The organism is Paenibacillus sp. FSL k6-2145 (assembly GCF_037976585.1).
GTDB lineage: Bacteria > Bacillota > Bacilli > Paenibacillales > Paenibacillaceae > Paenibacillus.
The window spans coordinates 5,095,205-5,116,792 of record NZ_CP150267.1; the positions used below are offsets into that span (position 1 = coordinate 5,095,205).

Genomic DNA, 21,588 nt, shown 5'->3' on the forward strand with positions numbered 1-21,588 from the left:
CTTATTTGGAAGTTACGCCAACAACGCTGGTTCCATTTTTCGTGATTTTGTACGTCAGCACATCTCCGTTCCAGAAATGGAACTTAAGCGTGACTTCGCCATCATTGGTTTCGTTGAAGAAGTTAGGTTTCAGCTCAATCACATTACGTTCGTAATCTGGGCTAAATGTGTAGGAGAATTCTTTGAACGAAGTCCAGTTCTGTGGACCGGCGTTCTCTCCGTTTGCATACGTTGCTTCCATCGTGGCCAGTTGATTGCCGTTAAACGTAGTCGGAATGGCAAATGCACTGGTTGTACCAGTTGCATCGTTCAACTTAGGTGTGTCATATTTAATAATATTGAAGTTCCAGTCAGCACCTTGGTTGAATCCAGCTGTGAGTGTAGCATTTACGCCCAAATCACCAGAGGCTGTCAATTTGGTTAACAGATTGGATTTTAACGTAAGTATATCTTTTTTGACAGTATAGTCTTTACCTCTTACAAGAGGGGTGGTGCCATTTTTCAACGAATTGAATTTGTTCCCATTCAGATTGAGTTTTACCTTTTTATCTTGAATAGCTTCATTTTGTTTAAGATATACGAGGTCCGTTTCGGCTGTGGATGAGCGACCTGTCCAGCTGGCTTTCATGGTATCAAATAGTTCCTGATCAGACCAGGTAAAGCTTGTGCGTCCGAAGTGCTGTCCGTTGTCCCATAACATCGTTGTCATCTGTTTTTGACGCAGATATTGTCCAACAAATTCGAAGAATTTCAGCTTTTCCCCTTGCTCAATGACACCTGTGTGCTGGTCAAAACCAAGCAAGCCATACTCACCGACGATAACTGGAATGCCTTTCGCTGTAAAAGCATTGTATACCCGATCGAATGTGTCGGTAACGTCCTTCTGTACTTCCTCGTTATACTTGGTGTAACCTGCGATGTTCACACTGAATGGCCAAAACCCGTAGTAGTGAACGGTTGCAATAATATTGGTGTCATTCAATTTCTGAATGGTCTTATTCAGTTCATCCAGATCAGGTTGAGCGGAAGAGGTATGCATCGTTGGAAGGACAAGTGGACGTGTCTCGTTGTTTCCACCCGAAGTTCTTACGATCTTGTGAAAAGAAGTATTCAACTCGTCCAGCATGCGATATCCAATCGTTGCATCTGTTGTGCCGCCTTCAGAGAAACGTGGTTCGTTAACGCTTTCGAACATGAGTTTATCGGATGCATCTTTGAATTTGTCCGCAATCTGAGTCCAAGCAGAGTTATAACGTGCAAGCACGTTATCATGGTCTTTCTCCATGTAACTGATCCAGCGCCAGGAATCATGGTGAAGATTGATCATGACATAGAGATCGGCATCAAGGGCCCAGTTTACCACTTCTTGAACCCGGTTCATGTAAGCGGAATCAATTATGTAGTCGGGTGCGTCACCGATGTGGGCTTCCCAGGTCACAGGAATACGGATACTATTGTAGCCCTCAGCTGCGATCGATTGTATTAGTTCCTTCGTAATGCGCGGGTTGCCCCAGGCTGTTTCATCTTCACCAACGGAGTCCAGAGAGTTACCCAGATTCCAGCCAGGCTCCATGGCGTTTACATAGGTCTGCATTTTGCTTGGAGCGGGTGATGCACTGGCCTGTTCGCTGTTGTCAGTCGCAGCTGAAGCCATAGCGGAGGCGAATAGAGATAGAATCAGGGCAGTCACAAGCGTAAGAGATAGGACTGATTTGCGTTTTTTTTTCATTAATATAGTCTCCTTCGAATAGAGAATGGTTGAACGTGAATAGCGGTTAAGCAGGGTGAAAATAGAGCTCAACGCAAACAAAAATTCACTTGTTTAATACTAAAATCACCACCGATTTATATTCTGAAAGCGTTTTCGTAATTTACTATATCATGATTTAATATTGGACAATACCTGCACAATTGGCATAAAAATCATGTAAAAATCAGTGATTTTGCCATATTTATAGATTGTGTAGTAAGCGTTTATTTCATTGGAAATAAAAATCATATGGTTGCTTTTTAATGATAATTAGATTTAAATACCCTGGGAGGGATCTAATATGAAGCTGGATGCACATCAACATTTCTGGGAATACAATGTCGCCGAGTACGGATGGATTGGCGAAGAGATGAAAACCATTCGTCAATCTTTTCTTCCGGAAAATCTTGAACCTTTATTGGTCCAATCAGGACTGGATGGATGTATTGCGGTACAAGCCAGACAATCACTGACAGAAACCGAGTGGCTTCTGCAGCTGGCAGATCGGCATGAATGTATAAAAGGTGTTGTCGGATGGGTAGATCTTTGTTCGGATGAAGTTCGGAATCAGCTTGAACTCTTCGCGTCCAAACCGTATCTGAAGGGCGTACGTCATGTCATACAGGATGAACCTGATCTGGATTATGTATTGAGAGAAGACTTTCAGCGCGGAATTTCATTGCTAAAAGAATATGATTTGGCCTATGATTTGTTGGTATCCAAGGAGCAACTGCCTTATGCCGTTGAATTGGTTAAGACGTTTCCTGAGCAGCGATTTGTACTTGATCATCTAGCCAAACCCGACATAAAATCAGGTATAATCTCACCCTGGAAAGAAGCACTTGAGTCATTGGCCGCACAACCTAATGCGTACTGTAAACTTTCAGGGATGGTGACGGAAGCAGATTGGGCAAATTGGACTCCAAAGGACTTTACAGCCTATCTGAATATCGCCATAGAAGCCTTTGGTGCGGAACGGTTAATGTTCGGGTCCGACTGGCCCGTGAGCAACGTTTCAGCTACGTATTCTGAAGTATACGGTCTCATTAATTCTCACATTAATGCCCTACCTATATTAGATCAACAGATGATTCTTGGCGGCACATGTGCTGCATTCTATCAAATATCGTAGTGGGCATTCCGAAGCTAAACCGGTTTCAAGAAGTTGACAACTGTTCTGATTCTTGCTAAAGTTTTATCCAATCCGCATAATCATGATCTGGGAATGTTACCGATATGGGCATAACCTGAGCTGGCTTGTTTACACGTAATCGTGTACCAGGCTGGTTCGGGTTTTTTGTATTTAAGTTGAACAAACGATTTTACACGGGACGACTGCGCGGCCAGAACAATCTTCCAATCGCTGTTATCCCCAGATTTTTTGAATCCCTTTTTAAAGGGGAAATCCGGTGATAAAGGCGAACGCGCCGCTTCTCCAGATTTTTTCTGTCCTCTCCGTTTATGTGTAATCGTGTAGTTCAACTTAAATAGTTTGTCTTATTAATGTTTCTTGCGATTTGAGCGGGTAGCTGAATTACATATTTGGAAGGAGAATGATGATGACGAATTTTAAATTTCCTAAAGATTTTCTATGGGGTGGAGCCATTGCTGCGAATCAGGCGGAGGGCGCGTATCTGGAAGATGGCAAAGGGCTGAGTATCGTTGACTTGCTGCCAACAGGTGAGAACCGCAGAAGCATTATGAAAGGTCATGTTCCGGCTTTTACACCGCTCGCTACCGAGTTCTATCCTTCACATGAAGCGATCGATTTTTATCACCGTTACCTCGAAGACATTGCTCTATTTGCCGAAATGGGATTCAAAGCACTGCGTGTCTCCATTGCCTGGGCACGGATTTTCCCGACAGGAGAAGATGCACAGCCAAATGAAGCCGGATTACAATTTTACGATAACCTGTTTGATGAATTGTTGAAAAACGGCATTGAACCTGTGGTTACATTGGCTCACTTCGATGTGCCTGTGCATCTGATCGAGAAGTATGGCAGCTGGAGAAGTCGTGAACTGGTAACGCTTTTCGAGACTTACGCTACAACGGTATTCACTCGGTACAAAGACAAGGTGAAATACTGGATGACATTTAATGAGATCAACATGTTGCTTCATCTTCCGTTCCTTGGAGCGGGGCTGGCGTTTAATGAAGGGGATAACATCAAGGAAATTCAATATCAGGCTGCTCACCACCAACTGGTTGCAAGTGCACTCGCAGTCAAGGCATGTCATGAGATTATTCCTGGTGCCATGATTGGGTGTATGCTCGCCGCAGGAAGCTTCTATCCGTATTCCTGTAATCCGGAAGATGTGTTCCAGGGCATGGAAAAAGATAGAGAGTCCTATTTCTTCATCGATGTGCAGTCACGTGGGGAATATCCGGGTTACGCCAAACGTTTCTTCAAAGATCACGGGTTGAACATTGTTATGCAGCCTGGTGATTCGGAAATCTTGAAAAATCATACGGTAGATTATATCGGGTTCAGCTATTATTCAAGTCGTACAACCAGCACCGATCCGGAAGTTGTCAAAAATATGACCAGTGGTAATGTATTTGGCTCGGTAGCCAATCCATATCTGGCGAAGTCCGAATGGGGCTGGACAATTGATCCCAAAGGATTCCGTATTACCGCCAATCAACTACATGATCGTTATCAGAAGCCGCTGTTTGTTGTTGAGAATGGATTTGGTGCCAATGACGTGGTTACACCGGAAGGTGAAGTGGATGATGCATACCGGATTGACTACTTGAAACGACATGTAGCTGAAATGGGTGAGGCTATTCAGGACGGTGTAAACATCATTGGTTACACTAGCTGGGGACCTATTGATATTGTAAGTGCATCCTCAGGTGAGATGAGAAAACGTTATGGCTACATTTACGTGGATCGTAATAATGAAGGTCAAGGTGAGCTGACACGGCTGAAGAAGAAGAGTTTTGAGTGGTACAAAAATGTGATCGAATCCAACGGAACAAACCTGGGTGACGCGTAGTTTATATTTTTCTGAATTAAAATGGTCTTGTACGGCAATAAAACATCGGAAGTTTCATCTATATAAATTGAACTAAACATTTACACAAACCGGAGAGGACAGAAAAAAGCTGGAGATAACAGCGATCGGAAGGTTGTTCTGTCATCGGAGTAGCTAGTGTAAATATTCTCTAGTTCAATTTATATAACCATGGGACTTCCGATTGTCCTCACATTGAAAGCGTTGACATATAGTCAGGTTCGCGCTATACTTGACGCAATTATATCGTTTCTGGGATTGTTACTACTCGAAGTAGGCAAAACCTAAGCACCAAAAAAAGCAGACCACCATGTCTTGTTTATTTTGTGATGCTTCAGGTTTTTTTTGTATGCCCAAAAGACGATGTATAACTGCCAAGAGAGTGGAACGTGACGGGGGGATTGAAGTGAAAATAGCAAAGGTTATCAACAATAACGTCATTAGCATCTATCAGGCGGATGGAGCAGAGCTTGTGGTGATGGGACGTGGGATTGCCTTTAAGAAAAAGCCGGGGGATAAAGTAGACGAGACCCGCATCCAGAAAGTATTTGCATTGAAAAACAAACAAACATCCGATAATTTCAAAATGCTGCTGCGCGAAGTTCCGATGGAACTGATTGAAATTGTGGAAGAGATCATCACGTATGCAAGTGAGAATCTGGGCCGAAAGCTGAATGAGAACATCTATGTATCTCTTACAGATCATATTAACTTCGCGATTGAACGATATCGGGAAGGCGTGGAGATCAAGAATGCATTAATGTGGGAGATCAAACAGTTGTACAAGCCTGAATTCGAACTGGGCCTGAGGACGCTGGATCAGATCAACACCCGTATGAATATTGAGCTTCCACCTGATGAAGCCGCTTTTATTGCCCTTCATATTGTCAACGCAGAGATGAACGAAGAAGTTATTACAACGATGAATATTACGAAGTTTATCCAGCAGATTATTAATATAGCGAAATATCATTTCAAAATGGAATTTGATGAGGACTCCCTCAGTTATTTTCGCTTTATCACACATCTGAAGTTCTTCTCCCAGCGTGTGCTCAGCGGTACGCATTACGACAACAACTATGATCATTTCTATGACATGATTAAGGAGAAACATCCTGATGCCGCAGCATGTACGGAGAAAATTGAGATGTTTGTCAAAAAGGAATACAACCATGAGTTGACCAATGAAGAAAAATTGTATCTGACGGTTCATATCGAACGAGTGGTTAATCGATAATATTTAAATGTTGACAAAAATGGTTTTATTATAATAATATGTGATTAACAGGAATTGAATACGATTTAACTGGGATTGTTACTGGTTATGCAGGCAAAACCTAAGTCATGAGAAGGTCAGGACCATTGTGTCCCCTTGCTCAAGGCTTAGGTTTTTTGCGTGCAAAAAAATCGGTAAAGGGCCTGTTTGAGAAAAAGTGGGGGTGCAGATCATGAGTCAAGAGAAACTGGCCAAAGAGATTGTAGAACTGGTCGGCGGTGAGAAAAATGTGGAATCGCTGGTTCATTGTGCAACACGGTTACGGTTTGTATTGAAGGACGATGCCAAGGCAGACAAAGCCAAACTGGAGAAAACAGAAGGAATCATCGCAGTCAAAGAAAATGGAGGACAGTTCCAGGTTGTTGTTGGTAACAAGGTGCCTGAAGTTTATAGTGCCATTGGACAGATCAGTAACATTCTGGACGATTCGTCAGATAAAGAAAAACCTCGCAAAGCAGCCAAAGGGCTCGGAGGTATTATCGATATCATATCCAGCATCTTTGCACCACTTCTGGGTGTTATGGCGGGTGCCGGTATTCTAAAAGGGTTATTGTTGATTGCAAGTAATATTGGATGGCTGGAAACGACAGAAACAACATATACAATCCTGTATGCAGCAGCAGATAGTCTCTTCTATTTCCTGCCTCTGTTGTTAGCGGTTACAACAGCACGTAAATTCCAGGGAAATATGTTTGTGGCGATGACGATTGCAGGAGCACTGATCTATCCGTCCATCGTCACGTTGAAATCAGAAGGAACACCAACGGATTTCTTCGGTATCCCTGTCATTTTGATGAACTATTCATCTACAGTTATTCCAATTATTTTAGCTGTCATTGTCATGAGCAAGTTGGAGAAGTTCTTTAATAAGACACTTCACGATAGTGTGAAAAACTTTGTTACACCATTGTTTTTGCTAGTGATTATGGTACCACTGACACTGTTGGTATTTGGACCATTTGGTGTCTACGTTGGTAATGCAATTGCAGCCGGGCTCGTTGCAGCATTTGGATTCAGTCCATTGCTCGCAGGAGCCGTTATGGGAGCAAGCTGGCAGCTGCTCGTTATTTTCGGAATACACTGGGGTCTTATTCCGGTATTTATCAACAACGTTGCAGTGTATGGACAGGATGGGGTTAAACCAGCTGCGACAGCTTCAATCTTTGCTCAAACGGGTGCTGCTTTTGGAGTTATGCTGAAAACCAAGAACAAAAAACTGAAAACGCTGGCTGGATCATCCACGTTGACCGCATTATTCGGTATTACTGAACCGGCCATCTATGGGGTAACATTACCACTAAAACGTCCATTTATTGCAGGGGTAATCGGTGGTGCAGTTGGTGGGGCTATCATTGGTCAAGCGGGCACATTGGCATTTGCATCCGGCGCACCGGGATTACTGACCTTGCCAATCTTCTACGGACCAGGTGGACAAGGCTTCCCTGGATTAATTCTGGGTATCGTAGTATCCTTTGTTGTTTCGGCTGTACTCACGTACATCATGGGCTTCAAAGATCCGGTTGAAGAAGAAACAAAAACCGAACCTACTGCATCTGCCGAGCAACCTGTTCGTGCAGCGAATGCTTCGGACGAAATTGTATTTAGCCCAATCGAAGGAACGATTGTTGAATTGTCGGAAGTTCCAGATCCAGCCTTTGCATCGGGAGCAATGGGGAAAGGGATTGCGATTGAGCCAGCTGTGGGCAGAGTCGTAGCGCCTTTTGATGGTACAGTTACCGTTGCATTCAAGAAAAAACATGCCTTGGCTGTAGTATCAGACACCGGTGCTGAAATATTGGTTCACGTGGGAGTTGATACCGTTAAATTGGATGGGCAGCATTTTGTTTCCCATATCAAAGAAGGCGATCGGGTCCAAGCGGGAGATCTGTTGCTTGAGTTCGATATTGCACAGATTAAGGCTGCTGGTTATCATACGGTAACGCCAATAATAGTAACCAACTCAGCCAACTACGAAGAAGTGATTCCACAGGCTACAGGTCAGGTTAGTAGCCAAGAGCTTCTATTAAAATTAAGTAGCGGTAATGGCCAGGAACAAAAATAGATTGATGTACTAATCTGATGGTGTCGTGTTTTCATCGTTCCGTTGACATGGTGGAATTGGAAAATTATAATTAGAATTGTACATCTATTACATGATAATGAAAGGTGGATTATTGAACATGACACATTCGATGAGACTGCGCTTCCTTCCTTTGAATCGGTAATCGAATACGTTCAAAGGCTCTGACTATTGGTTCAGAGTAAACGGGATCAGTCTGTCATTTTCAATCATCCTGACTTTAAAATAAGTGTTATACTCGCTTTCCCGTTTACGTTGAATCACAGGCCGCGGCCTGTGATTCTTTGTTTTTTCTTCTGATTATCTTAATCAGTTGAATAATTAGGTAAGGCGCTCAATACAGACTACTGGAGGTAACCGCTATGATGACGTTACTGTTCTATTGATACGAGCTGGCACGATAAGCTCGTATCGATAGTAGCATGCTTCGCTATCGATACGAAATAAATCTTATTTCGGAGGTAGCGAATATGGAAAAGATATGTTTTGAATTAGAACAGGTTGAGATGACCTATATGGATAAAGTAATCCTGAACATTGAGCGACTGGCTGTACATCAACTGGATCGTATTGGTGTAGTGGGTGGTAATGGTCAGGGTAAAAGTACATTGTTGAAACTCATTGCGGGACAGATCCAGCCAACAGCCGGAATGGTAAAACGTTTTGCAGAGTTTGGTTATTTGGAACAAGTGGAACCACCCCAGTCTAACGAAAGTATCGAAGTTGACGGGGCTTTGCTCAGTAAATTAGCCATACCTCAACACAACCAAGCATGGAGTGGCGGAGAACAGACCCGTCTAAAACTGGCTCAAATGTTCACTCATTATCATGAAGTACTGTTACTGGATGAACCAACAACACATCTGGATCAAGAGGGCATTACATTTTTGCTGGATGAATTGCGTTATTACTATGGGGCGCTTGTGATGATCAGTCATGATCGTGCGGTTCTGGATGAACTGGTGACCACGATCTGGGAAATCCATCAAAGTGAGGTTCGCGTATATTCCGGCAACTATAGTGATTATCAGGCACAGAAGAGGCTGGAGCGTGAACAGCAAAATCAGGCCCATGAACAGTTCTCGAAGGAGAAAAGACGATTGGAGCTGGCCGCCCGGGAAAAGATGAAGAAAGCCGAGAAAATAACGCAGGCCGGCAGCATGTCAAAAAAAGAATCCAAGGCAAAAACAAACCGTATGGTTGAAACAAAATCCAAAGGCACCAGTCAAAAAGCGGTGCACCGCGCAGCTAAAGCGATTGAACAGCGAATGCAACAACTTCACGAGGTAAAAGCGGTGCAAGAGGATCGGCCTATGATCTTCCGTCAGCCAAAGACACTGGAGCTGCACAACCGATTTCCGATTATGGCAGATCGCCTTACACTTGAAGTGGATGGAAATATATTGCTGGAGGATGTAAGTTTTCAAATTCCATTAAAACAAAAAATAGCGATAACCGGAGCCAATGGCAGCGGGAAAAGCACATTGCTTAACCATGTTTTCCATGTCGGAGATCAGATCATAATGTCTCCAAAAGCAAAGCTCGGTTATTTTCAGCAAATGAGCTATCGTTTCACGACAAAAGAGACCGTATTACAATTCCTGAAAAATCGTTCGCAGTATGAGGAATCAGAGCTCAGAAGTGCGTTGCATGCGATGCAGTTTACAGGTAATGACTTGCTGAAGAAGGTTGGGACATTAAGTGGAGGAGAAGCGATTCGTCTTCAATTATGTCACTTGTTTCTGGGCCAATATAACATTCTATTGTTGGATGAGCCAACGAATTTTCTTGATATGCATGCACTGGAAGCGTTGGAGCGTTTTATCAAGGCGTATGAGGGGACGATTCTGTATGTATCTCATGATCAGAGGTTCATTGAAAATACAGCGGATCAACAATTTCAGATTACAGAGCGTCAATTAATTCAGGTGAATATATAAGTTGAACTAAAGAAGATTTACACGGATCACTTCGATGACAGAACAACCTTAGAAGAAGAGAAGTAACGAAAACCGCCAAAGTGATTTTGGCGGTTTCGTCGTTTTCAAAGATAGGCAGATCAGTTACCTTATGTAACTTCTATTAAGAATCCGCTTTTATAACCGTTGAATGCATGTTACCTGTGAGGCGTTGAGGTGGGAAAACCATGCGCACGGGCGCAATGATGATGGCAGCAAATACAGCCTTGATCAGATCACCAATAATATAAGGATAGAACCCTTGAATCATGGCCTCAGGTAGGTCCATTTTGTATGCATATGCAAGCCAAGGGACACCCGAGACATACACGAGCAGTGAACCAAATAGTTCAAATACAACAAAAGCGAGCATGAATCCTGTTACACCTTTGATGTTGATTCGTGCAAGCAACAGTCCAATTAATAATGCGGAGATCGGCCACATCATCACATATCCTCCGGTAGGTCCAAGAAGTACCGCAAGTCCTCCGGTCCCGTGTAGCAAGGGAAATCCAAGAGCGGTGAGCAGAACAACCATCGTGACACTTAGAAAACCATAGAGTGGACCAAGTAACCCTCCAGCCAGCATGACAGCCAAGGTCTGTAATGTTATCGGTACAGGGGAGAAGCCAATGGGAATGCTTATGTAACCAAATAGTACTAAAATTGCGGCCATAAGTGCGCTGAATACAATGCCTCGCAAAGATAATTTCATGTTTGAACAATCCTCTCCATTTTGGTAATATGATTGTTAACCAATTATATAAATGTGGTTAACGATTAGGATCGTACCACATAACAATAGAAAGGGAAAGGACTAATTTACGATGCATGGCAACCTGCCTATAATTACATTAGAAGATGTTCGAGTGCATTATGCTTCCGAAGGTAGTCAGGTGAGAAAAGCACTGGATGGGGTTTCACTTAAACTGCACCAAGGAGAATGGATTAGTATTGTAGGGGCGAATGGCAGTGGAAAAAGCACACTCGCTGGACTACTGATTGGATTCATTCCACTATCGGGAGGGGTACGGAATATCTCGGATGAACTTACCGTTCGGGGTGTATTGCAGCAACCTGATGCTCAGGTACTTGGAGATACGATTGAAGAGGAGTTTCATTTTGCGCTGTCACCATTGATGGAATCTGTAGAAGAGCAATCGGAGCGCAGGCAGGATGCATTACATACCGTAGGACTTCAATATCCCCCGGAGAAGGCCATTTCACAATTATCCGGTGGACAGAAACAACTGCTTAATATTGCTGTAGCGCTCGCAGCCAAACCGGATATATTGATTCTGGATGAGCCAACAGCCATGCTTGATCCGGGAGCAAGGGACAGGATGGAAGCCATCGTTCAGAAGATTACCCAGCGGGGGACAACGGTGATCTGGATTACACACCATCTGGAGGAAGCAACCCTGTGTGATCGAATCATTGCTATGGAGAGGGGACGTTGTGTGTACGACGGGGAGCCCGAGTCCTTTTTCTATGAAACAGAGCTGAATGAGAAGGCTACTCGGGAAAATGTACAGCTATCTCCCTGTGAACGGTTAGGATTGGACCCTCCTTTTACTGTAAAAACTGCGTTATTGCTCAAGCAAAAAGGTATGATGCCAGAAGCCATGCCACTGCGACCTGAGCAACTGGCTAAGGAGGTCGCACGTTGGAGATCGAATTAACCAATATACGTATAGAAGCATCGGATTCGAGCAAACGTGCACTGCTTGAAGATGTGAGTGTACAGTTGAACAGCGGGGAAATCACCTTGCTGCTGGGCTGTACTGGTTCAGGAAAAACAACTTTACTACAGACGTTGGCTGGTCTGAGACCGCCCGATGCAGGAAGTATCACATTGGGGAGCACATCTTTCTGGAAAGAAGGAAAAGTGCCGCAGTCGATTTTATTGCAAATGGGACTATTGTTTCAATTTCCGGAAGAACAACTGTTTGCCCGAAGTATTCAGCGTGAATTCTCATATTCTCTGCGTCCATATCGACTTTCAGAGAAACAGCAACAAAAGCAGATCACAAACGCACTGAACCAATGGGACCCGCCAGTGTCCTCGGAGTTGGATCGACGTTTTCATCTGGACAGGTCGCCATTTGCTCTAAGTGGAGGAGAGAAGCGCAGGTTAGGTCTTGCTCTCGGAAGTGTGACCAATCCACACTGGCTTCTGCTGGATGAGCCGAGCGCAGGGTTGGAAGCGCAAAGTGTCGGGCTTTTGCTGGATGTATTGGAGCAACATCGTCTGGCAGGTGGTGGGGGCGTGGTAGCAACCCATGATCTGGATACATTCTTGCCTTGTGCGGATCGGGTATTGTTATTGCAAGAAGGTCGTTTAATCGCCGATCTTACGCCGAGAGAACTTCACAAAAGACCTGAACTGCTGGAGCAAACAGGGATCGGCCTGCCACCTTCGATGCGACTGGCACAGCAGTTAAGAGCAGCGGGTCTAGAGCTGCCTTTGACCGCAATGACGCCAGAAGAGATGGCTGAAAGCATTGTTCAGTCTACGTTAATTGAGGTGGGGATTCAGAACGAGTCGATAGAAACATTAGGGACGGTAATGATGGAAGTCAAGAGCGATGCAATGAAGGATGAAAAAGAAGCACTGATGCTGTCGTCCATTAAAACGGAAGATGATCCGAAGCTTCTTCCGAACACATTGACTCATTCAGGCGGATTATATGGTGTCATGGATCCGCGTCTGAAATGGATTTTGTATATTTTACTGGTCACTGCTGCGATGCTTCAACAGCGCTGGCAGGGATTGACTTTAACACTGGTGCCGGTAATAGCAGCACTTGCCGTGCTCCCGCGTCAGACTTTGGCTGGATGTATGAAGTTAATGAAGCCATTATTATTCTTTTTCATCATATCAACGGCGTTATCTGGGACAACTCTTTCAACAGAAGGAGGAGGTCTGCACTTTGGCTTTTCCCTGATGCAGGCGGAGGGCACTTTACTGAATGTGTATCGTTTGTTTATCGTCACATTGGCAAGCCTTTGGTTTTCGTTGACGACACCTTATGGGCGAATGGTAGAAGGGCTTAACTGGGTACTCGGTATCGGTAAAAAGATCAGGTTGCCCGTAGCTTCGTTTGCTCTTGCTGTATCGTTAATCTTTCGGTTTATCCCGATGATCTGGAGTGAGTGGCAGCGATTCTCACTGATCGTGCGGGCACGTGGAAAGGCAGCTTTAAGACCAAATACCGTTCGAATTCGTGACCTGGGTCCGATGGTGATTCCCTTGTTGATGGCACTGTTCCAACGTGCAGAGGATATGACCATTGCGATGGAAATGCGTAAAGTTAGAGAGTACTCTATGCTCGGAGGACGTTCATCATTATTGGTATGGTCCAAACGTGATACCTGGATTAGCATAGCTGGCCTCATTGTTTTTGTACTTTTAATATGGATTCGCTAATTGTGATGGCGATGATGATTGTGACGGATCCGGTAATGGATCAAAACTTAAACACAGTGTTTTCCAATGATCATGCATAAATGCGTTTGTCCTCGCTCACAATAAGTGGACGTTGATCATCTGAAGTGGATCAGGAGGGATAAACGATGAAAGATAAGTTTTTGCGTGAAGAACGGCAAGAATATACCGATGTGTCTACGGTAGAGTCGCAGCGAAATGATATCACACTCGAAGAATTCCCGGAGGGTCCTTACGGTTCATCTCTGTTATCCGAGTCTCTTGGGAAAAGTTCGCCGTGGCGAGTGGATCAGAGGTCTGCACATCGTTTTGATTATGAAAATCATGAGCTTCACGAGGGGGAAGTACGGGATTATCCAGGTCAGGATGTTTTTGACGAAACGGTTCCGGATAACGTATCCAAGCCTCAATATACAGAAGAATCGTAATGAGATTTTGATATAAAGTAGAGCGTAGCCTCCGGCAGGTTTGTCCTGTTCGGGGGTTATTTTCGTTGTGTTTAATGAAAACAAATCTCCACCAATTCCACATTATGGGTTATTATGTTTTTAGCTCGAAGTAAAAATTTGGTTGAATATGTGGGGGGACTTGGAATGAGAGAGATCGATTATAGTCAATATTTCTGGCAGGATGATAAGATCAGATTACGTGCTTTGCGTGAGGAAGACTGGGAAGATCATTATTATAACCGCTTTGATACACCTGCCCGTCGGTTATTGGAGTGTGCAGTAGAGTTGCCGCCAACCCATGTTGAAGCGAAGAGTTTCACGGAAAACTTCTCTGATTTTTCTTTAACCAAAGGACGGATCATGTTTACAATTGTAAATATGGATGGTGAAAATGTCGGAGGTGTGAATCTGAACAGCATTGATGAAAGGAACGGTACCTTTAGCATTGGCATTCAAATTGACAGGGATCATCGAGGAAAAGGATACGGAACCAGAGCCGTACGAATTTTGCTGAAGTATGCCTTCTTCGAGCGTAGGCTCAACAAATTCAATGATTCTGTACTCGAAGGAAATGAACCTTCCGCAGCGATGATGAGAAAACTTGGATGTATTCAGGAAGGTGTGCGTCGCCAGGTGATCTATACGGATGGAAAATACCAAGATATGATCCTCTTTGGATTAACCAAAGATGAGTTTATGGAAAAAGAGGGGCTTGTTTGATTCCAGTATAAATAAGATCGCCAGGGTGCTCGAAATCTGCCAGTTTTAGTGGATAAATGATAATGTACATTAAGCGGAAGGCGATAGTATTCTAATGAATATCAAAATCTGAGGTGATCGTGTGTATAGAGCAATACCCGATCCGACATGGAAAAGGTTAGGTTTTGCTGAACAGCCTGATTTTCATACTTCTGGTCTGGGTGTGGGGATTGTAATTATCGATTCAATTAAACCACATCATCTCATAAATCACTTAACTACACGAATCAAATGTGTTGCCGTACATGAAAATATGACTGTCACCGTGCGAGACATTTCATCTATGAACAGGGAGGAGGATATTCGGAAAGGTGAACATGGCCTTATGAGTGTACTGGCTTTAGCCCATGAACCTATTCTGTTAGAGGAACAAATTCATGTCGGGATTGCACCAGCAGCAACATTTATCGTTTTAGATCATGGCGCATTTACAACTGGAGAAGGAGAACGTCTGAAAAAAGGAATGGAATGGATTCTTGAACATGGGGTCGAATGGAATATAAAAATTATTTTAAGCACTGGTTGGCAGGCATTAGATAATGAAGTTCATCTTAAAAATACGAGTGAAAACTCAACGGTTAAAGCATTGGCAACAGCTGTGCAACAGGGCATTTTGGTTATTTGTTCGAATGGAAATACACGTTTAAATAACATCATGCCTCCAATACAATATCTAGCAGTAGGAGGCTATGTTGATCGTGGAAAGGCTGATCGTTTGTTTCACGTTCCTTTCCCTGATGAACCTTATGGCAGAAATGGAGATGGTCACTTTAGGCCAGATGTATTAGCGCCCAGACTACACCTTACAATCCCCTCTTATGAAACTGAAGATTCTGGTCAGCGCGTATCTTTTTATGAGGGGACCTCTGGAGCGGCTGCGCTTGTGGCTGGTGTTGCGGCCCATTTGTTCTCCCAATTTCCGAGTTTAAGTTCCGAGATGCTGAGAAACTTATTAGTCGAGCATGGAGAACCACTTGAGGGTGATGAAAGCCTGGCTCCTCGAATTAATGTTGAGAATACAATTTGTTATATGAACAGGGCAGATAAGCCAATGTATATATCAAAAACTTTACCCATAATAAGTATAAAAAATCAAAATCTTTATAGCGCAATTCATTCAATGGATGATATCGAAAGAGCGCTCTCTTTAACAGTTTTAGTTGAGAGGGACGAATTATCACGTGAAGAGTTATGGAGTTTCACGAAGGATTCATCCGCTACCGTTCGTAAAATTGCAGTATCGACCCTCGGCGAGCCGATGACCGAACAAGAGCGAAAGTTGTATTGGGTGTACTTAATGCATGAAACAGAAGGAGGAGTGCGTGGATGGTATATGCATGGATTATTGCAAAATTCTCCAAAGGAGGAAATACATAATTGGATAAAATGGTCAACAGATATTAACTGGTCGGTTCGATGGTGTGTTAGCGAATATTTGGCTCAATATCCAGAGTGTTTTCCCCAACTTGAAAAAACCCAAGACCCTGACGCTATACATATCAAGGCATTGCCTTTAAGGCAATGGTACACGGCTCTATAATGATGTAATGTAAATTAATATGTGGAGGCAACCTTATGAACCAACCCATACAAACTGATGAATTAATCATCGATTGCAAGGATATTTATTTGCGCGAGTATCGACTCGAGGATTTGGAGAAACTGCAAGAAATTACGTGGCAACCTGAGGTGTATGAATTCTTACCGGGATGGAACGCTACGATTGAAGATAGGACCCTGTGGCTCACCGAATATGAAATCCCTGAGAATCAACGTTTTAAACAAGCTGTGATGGCGGGAGGGGATATCGGGGAGTTATGCTTACGAATGGCTATCGTACTTAAAGAAAATGACGAGTTTATCGGATGGTGCTGCTCAGGGATCAAGGACGAACTGCCAGCACCCAATCGGGAGATTATGTACGGTATATCGAAACACTTCAGAAATCGTGGTTACACAACGCAGGCACTCAAAGGAATGACGGAGTATTTGTTTGAACATACAAACGTGGAAGTGTTAAATGCCATCGCTTTGACTACCAATCAAGCATCCAATAAGGTGATACAGAAATGTAATTTTGAACGGGTCAGCTTGATCGAGATCGAGGATGAACCCTATATCCATTATCAACTATGTAAGCGCCAAGGTCATTTTTGATTGAACTTTTATCCTCATTGAAAATCGCTATAGGTTCAACATTTCGGATCAGGTTAGACATTTATTGCTGGCTGCCTGATCTTTTTCTGTCATTTAGTTTATTGGACAAGACTTATGTTAATAATTTTCTCCACGATAATAGCGCTCCAGTTTGTTATCCAAGTGAACAAGCTGCGCTTTTTTCTCCTCGATATCATTCAGCAACTTTTGCTTTTGATCCTCAATCAGCTTGGTTCTTTCCTTCAGCGTGGAGGTTCCTTCATTGACCTGATCATAATACTTTTTGATGTCTTCCACACTCATCCCGGTTTCACGAAGACATTTGATAAAAACCAGCCAGTTCAGATCCTCCTCCAAATAAAGACGGTTATTCTGCTCATTTCGTGCAGCAGGTTTCAGCAGTCCCTTTCTTTCATAAAAGCGAATCGCTCCAATGGAAATTTCAACTTTTTTTGCTACTTCTCCAATCGTTAACATGTTAATCCCTCTTTTTATAAAAATAATTTGACCTACACTAAGTGTAGCATAGTAACTTATTCATTGTTAAATATAAATCAAATTACGGAAAGAAGGATTCGCATGAAAAAGATTGTTTTTGTAACCGGGGCAAATAAAGGAATTGGATATGAAATCGTAAAGCAGTTGGGTGAAGCAGGTTGGAAAGTTATCCTCGGCGCACGTAGTGTTGAACGGGGTGAAGCAGCTGTTTCAGAGTTAACTTCCAAGGGGTTAGATGTAGAATTTGTACAGATCGACATGTGCGACCTGAAGAGCATTGAGCAGGCAGCCGATACGATTCAGAAGACTTATCCATCAATAAACCTTTTGATCAATAACGCGGGTATGCCGGGTGCTTTCTCTCATTCATTCACGGATACAAAAGAGGAAGATCTGCGGAGTGCCTTCGAAGTGAACTTTTTCGGCACCTTCCGTTTGAATCAGCGATTGTTCCCGTTAATCAAAGATAATGAAGGCACAATCATTAATGTATCAACCGACATGGCTTCTCTGGACCATATGCAAAATGCGGAATTTACTTTAAATGCCTTCGACTATAACTCATCCAAAACGGCCAACAGTGCCATGACACTTTCGATGGCTTATGAAGTCAAAAACAGCAGGGCTCAAGTCTTTGCAGTAACACCCGGATTCACATCAACAGATCTTAACGGCAATGCCGAAGGTGGTAAATCAAAAGAAGCTGGAGCTGCGATTATTGTGCGCTATGCGACAGATGGCAAACGCCATAACGGAGAATTCCTAGATGAGAATGGCGCGTACCCTTGGTAATTCACCGTTGCCAAAAGCAGTGATAGATCGGGATGAACTTTAGTGTGTAACTTCAAACTCAAACTCAGGTATACCGTACGATGATCGGTATGAGAGACTAAAAAGTATGAGGTCCATTCTGAATAATCTTATCTCCTTGATGATAGCGGAAAGTTAGATGAAGATATTGGCGTGGTTCCGTTACTTAGATAGCGAGGAATATGAGAATACAACGTCGAATAAGAAAAATATGTTAGTTTTAACTTGTCAGAGCATGTACTATAATTCGTATTTCTAACCAGCGTATCAAACGGAGGTATATATTTAATGGAGGTTTCATTATACAAAGCAGATTTAAAAGATGCAGGGACTGTTCATGAAATGAAAATCAAAGCATTTATGCCTTTGTTGGAAAAATATCAGGATTTTGCAACAAGCCCGGCCAATGAAACCGTAGAAAGAATTATTACTCAAATCAATCAATCTTTCACAGATTATTTCATAATTTATCATATAGAAGTTGCTGTTGGTGGAATCAGAGTCGTGAAAAAAGATAATCGGATCTACAGTATTAGTCCAATTTTTATACTGCCAGAACATCAAGGAAAAGGAATTGCTCAAAAAGTCTTTACAATGGTTGAGCAGATATATGATGATGCAAAGACATGGAAATTAGGTACCATCTTACAAGAGCAAGGAAACTGTTATTTGTATGAAAAGATAGGCTACAAAAAAACGGGTGCAACAAAAGCAATTAACGACAAAATGACAATGGTATTTTATGAAAAGCATTTATAAGTTTCAAATCCTTGAATAAGACGCCTCAGATTCGTTAGCCTGGGACCCTTGGGCTACCACTATACTAATCGGACAAAAATAAAGAATCCCCCTTTCATTTCTCAACCGAAATGAAAGGGGGATTCGCCATGTAATGAAGAGCGGAATTAATGTGAGGATCGGAATGAAGATGAAAGAAAAGCAACGCTTGGAGAGTTAGCCGAGAGCTTACGTATAGCTAACTTGAATCCTACGCTCAACTTAGACATCTGCCTTATACAGCGGGATCAAAATCATAAATTCAGTTCCTGAGCCTACCTGACTTCGTACAGTAATTTTCCCACCATACGACTCCACAATCGAGCGGGTAATGGCTAGACCGAGACCTGCGCCACCTTGTTTGCGCGAACGAGAACTGCTTGTGCGGTAAAATCGCTCAAAGATATGGGGCAGATGTTCAGGTTCAATGCCTGTGCCGTTATCTTTTACTGACAATTCAGCCTTATGGTGCGTGGCATACAACGTTATGGAGATGGCTCCATGCTCTGGATCGGTGTGCTGCACCGCGTTATGGAACAGATTCAGTACAACCTGCTTCAGCTTGTAAGGGTCAGCAAGTACATGTACCTCAGCCGTCAGGTCGAGATGAACGGATCTTTGCTGAGCCATCATAGCAAGTTGTGGTTGCATTTCGAGTAGGAGACTGTCCAGCTGAATGACCTCCCGCTCCTGCTTTGGAGCCTGATCGAGCTTGGTTAGTAACAGCAAATCTTCAACCAGCTTGTTAATGCGTACGGATTCGCCGTGCATGCTGTCCAGTGCTTTATACAATTGATCTTGATTGGTCGCTGCACCCCGCTGTAGAACTTCAATGAAGCCGTGTATGGAGGTAAGCGGTGTACGCAGCTCATGAGAAGCATCGGACAAGAAACGCTGCATCCGCTCTTTCGATTCCCGTTCGGCTTCAAACGAATTCTCCAGCCTTTCAAGCATGCCATTGAATGAAACGGCGAGCTGATCCACTTCCTCTTGTCCCTGAACGACGGGAAGGCGTTCTGCGAGGCTGCCTGCATCGATCTGCTGTACTTTATTCACCATATTAGATAGGGGAACCAGCGTCCGGCGTAATACCTTAGTGTATAGAATAAGACCGGCTACCATAGCCAACAGCGATAACATCACAAAGATCAGAAGTTGTTTAATAATCAAGTCTCTCAGTGGCTTTGTAGCCGTGCCCATCTGGACCATAGGTAAACCGCGATTGCGTGGACCGGGTGAAGCGAATACAATCAATTGCTCATTGCCTTGGCTATCCGTGACGATCCGGTAGGGAATGTGTTTTTGTTCTTTCAACTCTGTTGTAATGTCTTGATATTCAACGGTTGATAGATGAGGGGCCTTCAGACCGTCTTCCCCAAAAACATCCTCGAACGTACCTTGGTTATCAAACAGGGCCAGTGAACGGTCAGGAATAAACAGCACCCGATTACCAGACCCGTTTCCTGCCTGTCCACCAAAAGGATTGTTGGAAGATCCGCTACGTGACTGGATTCCGAGCCAAACTGGGGGCATGGACATGAGCTGTTCTTCCATGGTTTTTGCCTGATTCCGGTAGAGAAAGCTTTCCATGATCCAGAATTGCAGGATACCGATTAACAATAACAGCCCAGCAAGCACGAACAGAGAACGTGAGAGCAATTGAGATCGTAATGAACGAGGCCAGATCCATTGGTGCAGACGTCTTAAACGAAGTTTATTTTTCTTACGCAGCGAGTACATCAGAGATCCACCCTGTATCCCACACCCCGAAGCGTGCGAATGAGTTTATGCTCTTTATCCCCGAGTTTGTCGCGCAAGGAGCGAACGTATACCTCCACAATATTTTCTTCCCCACCAAAATCATACCCCCACACCCTGCTCAGAATGGTCGCTTTGCTAAGTACAATCCCATGATTAAGCACAATAAATTTTAACAGTTCGTATTCGGTAGGAGATAACTCCAGGACCTGATTCTGATAGGTGATTTCTTTGCGCTGATCATCAATTCGGAAGGGACCGTGGGTGACGGCTCCTATTAATAAAGGAAATTGATTACGCAGTCTGGCCTGAATCCGGGCGAGCAGCTCGTCAAAGGCAAAGGGTTTGATCATGTAATCGTCAGCACCTAACCAAAGGCCCTTAACCCGATTCTCGACTTCATCCTTCGCTGTCAGCATAATTACGCCAACCTCGGCACCGGTCTTACGCAGCCGCTCGACCACTTCGAATCCATCCATCTCTGGCATCATGACATCCAAAATAGCCATATGTGGCCTGAATTCAAGCGCCAACTCAAGCGCAGCCGCTCCATCCGGTGCTGTACGCACATCGAAGCCTTCATTGCTTAATCCAAGTTCCAGAAATTGCAAAATATGTGGTTCATCATCTGCCAATAGTATTTTAATTCCGCTGCTAAGCTTCATAATGTACGTTCTCTCCCTGCTTGATCTATCTAGACTTCTCCCTCGCTTCGGAGGGACTGTATGTTGTATTATCGCTTGCTAAACTGAAATTTAGCTGAAAGGATTGTGAATTATCCTCAGACAACATTCAGCGGGCACTCATCCCAGTTTTATTTTGGCATGTCACAATACTAGACATGAAGA

18 protein-coding genes are annotated in these 21,588 nt (G+C 43.5%); 13 read left to right on the forward strand and 5 right to left on the reverse strand.

Annotation, left to right across the window (positions count from 1 at the left end):
- Position 1: 1 nt before the first annotated feature.
- Complete coding sequence (locus NZ043_RS22700; protein ID WP_339309283.1) at positions 2-1,729, reverse strand: cellulase family glycosylhydrolase; 1,728 nt, start codon at positions 1,727-1,729, stop codon at positions 2-4.
- 322 nt (positions 1,730-2,051) lie between these two features.
- Here NZ043_RS22700 and NZ043_RS22705 point away from each other — a divergent pair, with 322 nt between their 5' ends.
- The 5 genes from NZ043_RS22705 to abc-f all read left to right on the forward strand — a co-directional run bounded on the left by NZ043_RS22705 (position 2,052) and on the right by abc-f (position 10,066).
- A complete protein-coding gene (locus NZ043_RS22705) occupies positions 2,052-2,882 on the forward strand; it encodes an amidohydrolase family protein (protein ID WP_249910861.1) in 831 nt (276 codons plus the stop codon).
- A gap of 427 nt (positions 2,883-3,309) precedes the next feature.
- The gene (locus NZ043_RS22710; RefSeq protein WP_249911803.1) at positions 3,310-4,752 is read left to right on the forward strand and encodes a 6-phospho-beta-glucosidase; all 1,443 of its coding nucleotides are present in this window, start codon (positions 3,310-3,312) and stop codon (positions 4,750-4,752) included.
- Positions 4,753-5,176: 424 nt separating this feature from the next.
- Complete coding sequence (locus NZ043_RS22715; protein WP_249910860.1) at positions 5,177-6,007, forward strand: PRD domain-containing protein; 831 nt, start codon at positions 5,177-5,179, stop codon at positions 6,005-6,007.
- A 211-nt stretch (positions 6,008-6,218) separates the two neighbouring features.
- A complete protein-coding gene (locus tag NZ043_RS22720; protein WP_036608444.1) occupies positions 6,219-8,108 on the forward strand; it encodes a beta-glucoside-specific PTS transporter subunit IIABC in 1,890 nt (629 codons plus the stop codon).
- 488 nt (positions 8,109-8,596) lie between these two features.
- Positions 8,597-10,066: an ABC-F type ribosomal protection protein gene (gene abc-f, locus NZ043_RS22725; RefSeq protein ID WP_249910859.1), complete on the forward strand. Its 1,470-nt coding sequence runs from the start codon at positions 8,597-8,599 to the stop codon at positions 10,064-10,066.
- A 142-nt stretch (positions 10,067-10,208) separates the two neighbouring features.
- Here abc-f and NZ043_RS22730 read toward each other — a convergent pair whose 3' ends face one another.
- Positions 10,209-10,799, reverse strand: coding sequence for a biotin transporter BioY (locus tag NZ043_RS22730; protein WP_076214865.1), 591 nt, complete (start codon positions 10,797-10,799; stop codon positions 10,209-10,211).
- 112 nt (positions 10,800-10,911) lie between these two features.
- On the opposite strand from NZ043_RS22730, the gene NZ043_RS22735 reads away from it, so the two are divergent.
- The 6 genes from NZ043_RS22735 (at position 10,912) to NZ043_RS22760 (ending at position 16,897) form a co-directional block, all read left to right on the forward strand.
- Positions 10,912-11,766: an ATP-binding cassette domain-containing protein gene (locus tag NZ043_RS22735; RefSeq protein WP_283945603.1), complete on the forward strand. Its 855-nt coding sequence runs from the start codon at positions 10,912-10,914 to the stop codon at positions 11,764-11,766.
- The gene (locus tag NZ043_RS22740) at positions 11,751-13,514 is read left to right on the forward strand and encodes an ATP-binding cassette domain-containing protein (RefSeq protein WP_339309284.1); all 1,764 of its coding nucleotides are present in this window, start codon (positions 11,751-11,753) and stop codon (positions 13,512-13,514) included. The genes NZ043_RS22735 and NZ043_RS22740 overlap by 16 nt, the downstream gene beginning before the upstream one ends.
- 146 nt (positions 13,515-13,660) lie before the next feature.
- A complete protein-coding gene (locus tag NZ043_RS22745; RefSeq protein WP_017688728.1) occupies positions 13,661-13,960 on the forward strand; it encodes a hypothetical protein in 300 nt (99 codons plus the stop codon).
- Positions 13,961-14,125: 165 nt separating this feature from the next.
- Positions 14,126-14,701, forward strand: coding sequence for a GNAT family protein (locus NZ043_RS22750; RefSeq protein WP_133384589.1), 576 nt, complete (start codon positions 14,126-14,128; stop codon positions 14,699-14,701).
- Between the two features lie 121 nt (positions 14,702-14,822).
- Positions 14,823-16,280, forward strand: coding sequence for a S8 family serine peptidase (locus NZ043_RS22755; RefSeq protein ID WP_339309285.1), 1,458 nt, complete (start codon positions 14,823-14,825; stop codon positions 16,278-16,280).
- A 35-nt stretch (positions 16,281-16,315) separates the two neighbouring features.
- Positions 16,316-16,897, forward strand: coding sequence for a GNAT family N-acetyltransferase (locus NZ043_RS22760; protein ID WP_339309286.1), 582 nt, complete (start codon positions 16,316-16,318; stop codon positions 16,895-16,897).
- Between the two features lie 117 nt (positions 16,898-17,014).
- Here the strand turns inward: NZ043_RS22760 and NZ043_RS22765 are convergent, their stop codons facing one another.
- Positions 17,015-17,374 (reverse strand): MerR family transcriptional regulator, encoded by a 360-nt coding sequence (locus tag NZ043_RS22765; protein WP_091031062.1) that lies wholly within the window; start codon positions 17,372-17,374, stop codon positions 17,015-17,017.
- A 102-nt stretch (positions 17,375-17,476) separates the two neighbouring features.
- Here NZ043_RS22765 and NZ043_RS22770 point away from each other — a divergent pair, with 102 nt between their 5' ends.
- A complete protein-coding gene (locus NZ043_RS22770; RefSeq protein ID WP_339309287.1) occupies positions 17,477-18,187 on the forward strand; it encodes an SDR family NAD(P)-dependent oxidoreductase in 711 nt (236 codons plus the stop codon).
- Positions 18,188-18,493: 306 nt separating this feature from the next.
- The gene (locus NZ043_RS22775; protein ID WP_339309288.1) at positions 18,494-18,964 is read left to right on the forward strand and encodes a GNAT family N-acetyltransferase; all 471 of its coding nucleotides are present in this window, start codon (positions 18,494-18,496) and stop codon (positions 18,962-18,964) included.
- A gap of 240 nt (positions 18,965-19,204) precedes the next feature.
- On the opposite strand, the gene NZ043_RS22780 is transcribed toward NZ043_RS22775, so the two are convergent.
- Complete coding sequence (locus NZ043_RS22780) at positions 19,205-20,722, reverse strand: ATP-binding protein (protein WP_339309289.1); 1,518 nt, start codon at positions 20,720-20,722, stop codon at positions 19,205-19,207.
- Positions 20,722-21,405 carry a response regulator transcription factor gene (locus tag NZ043_RS22785; RefSeq protein ID WP_105598555.1) on the reverse strand — a complete coding sequence of 228 codons (684 nt, stop codon included), beginning with the start codon at positions 21,403-21,405 and terminating at the stop codon, positions 20,722-20,724. Before NZ043_RS22785 ends, NZ043_RS22780 begins: the two co-directional genes overlap by 1 nt.
- Positions 21,406-21,588 lie beyond the last annotated feature (183 nt).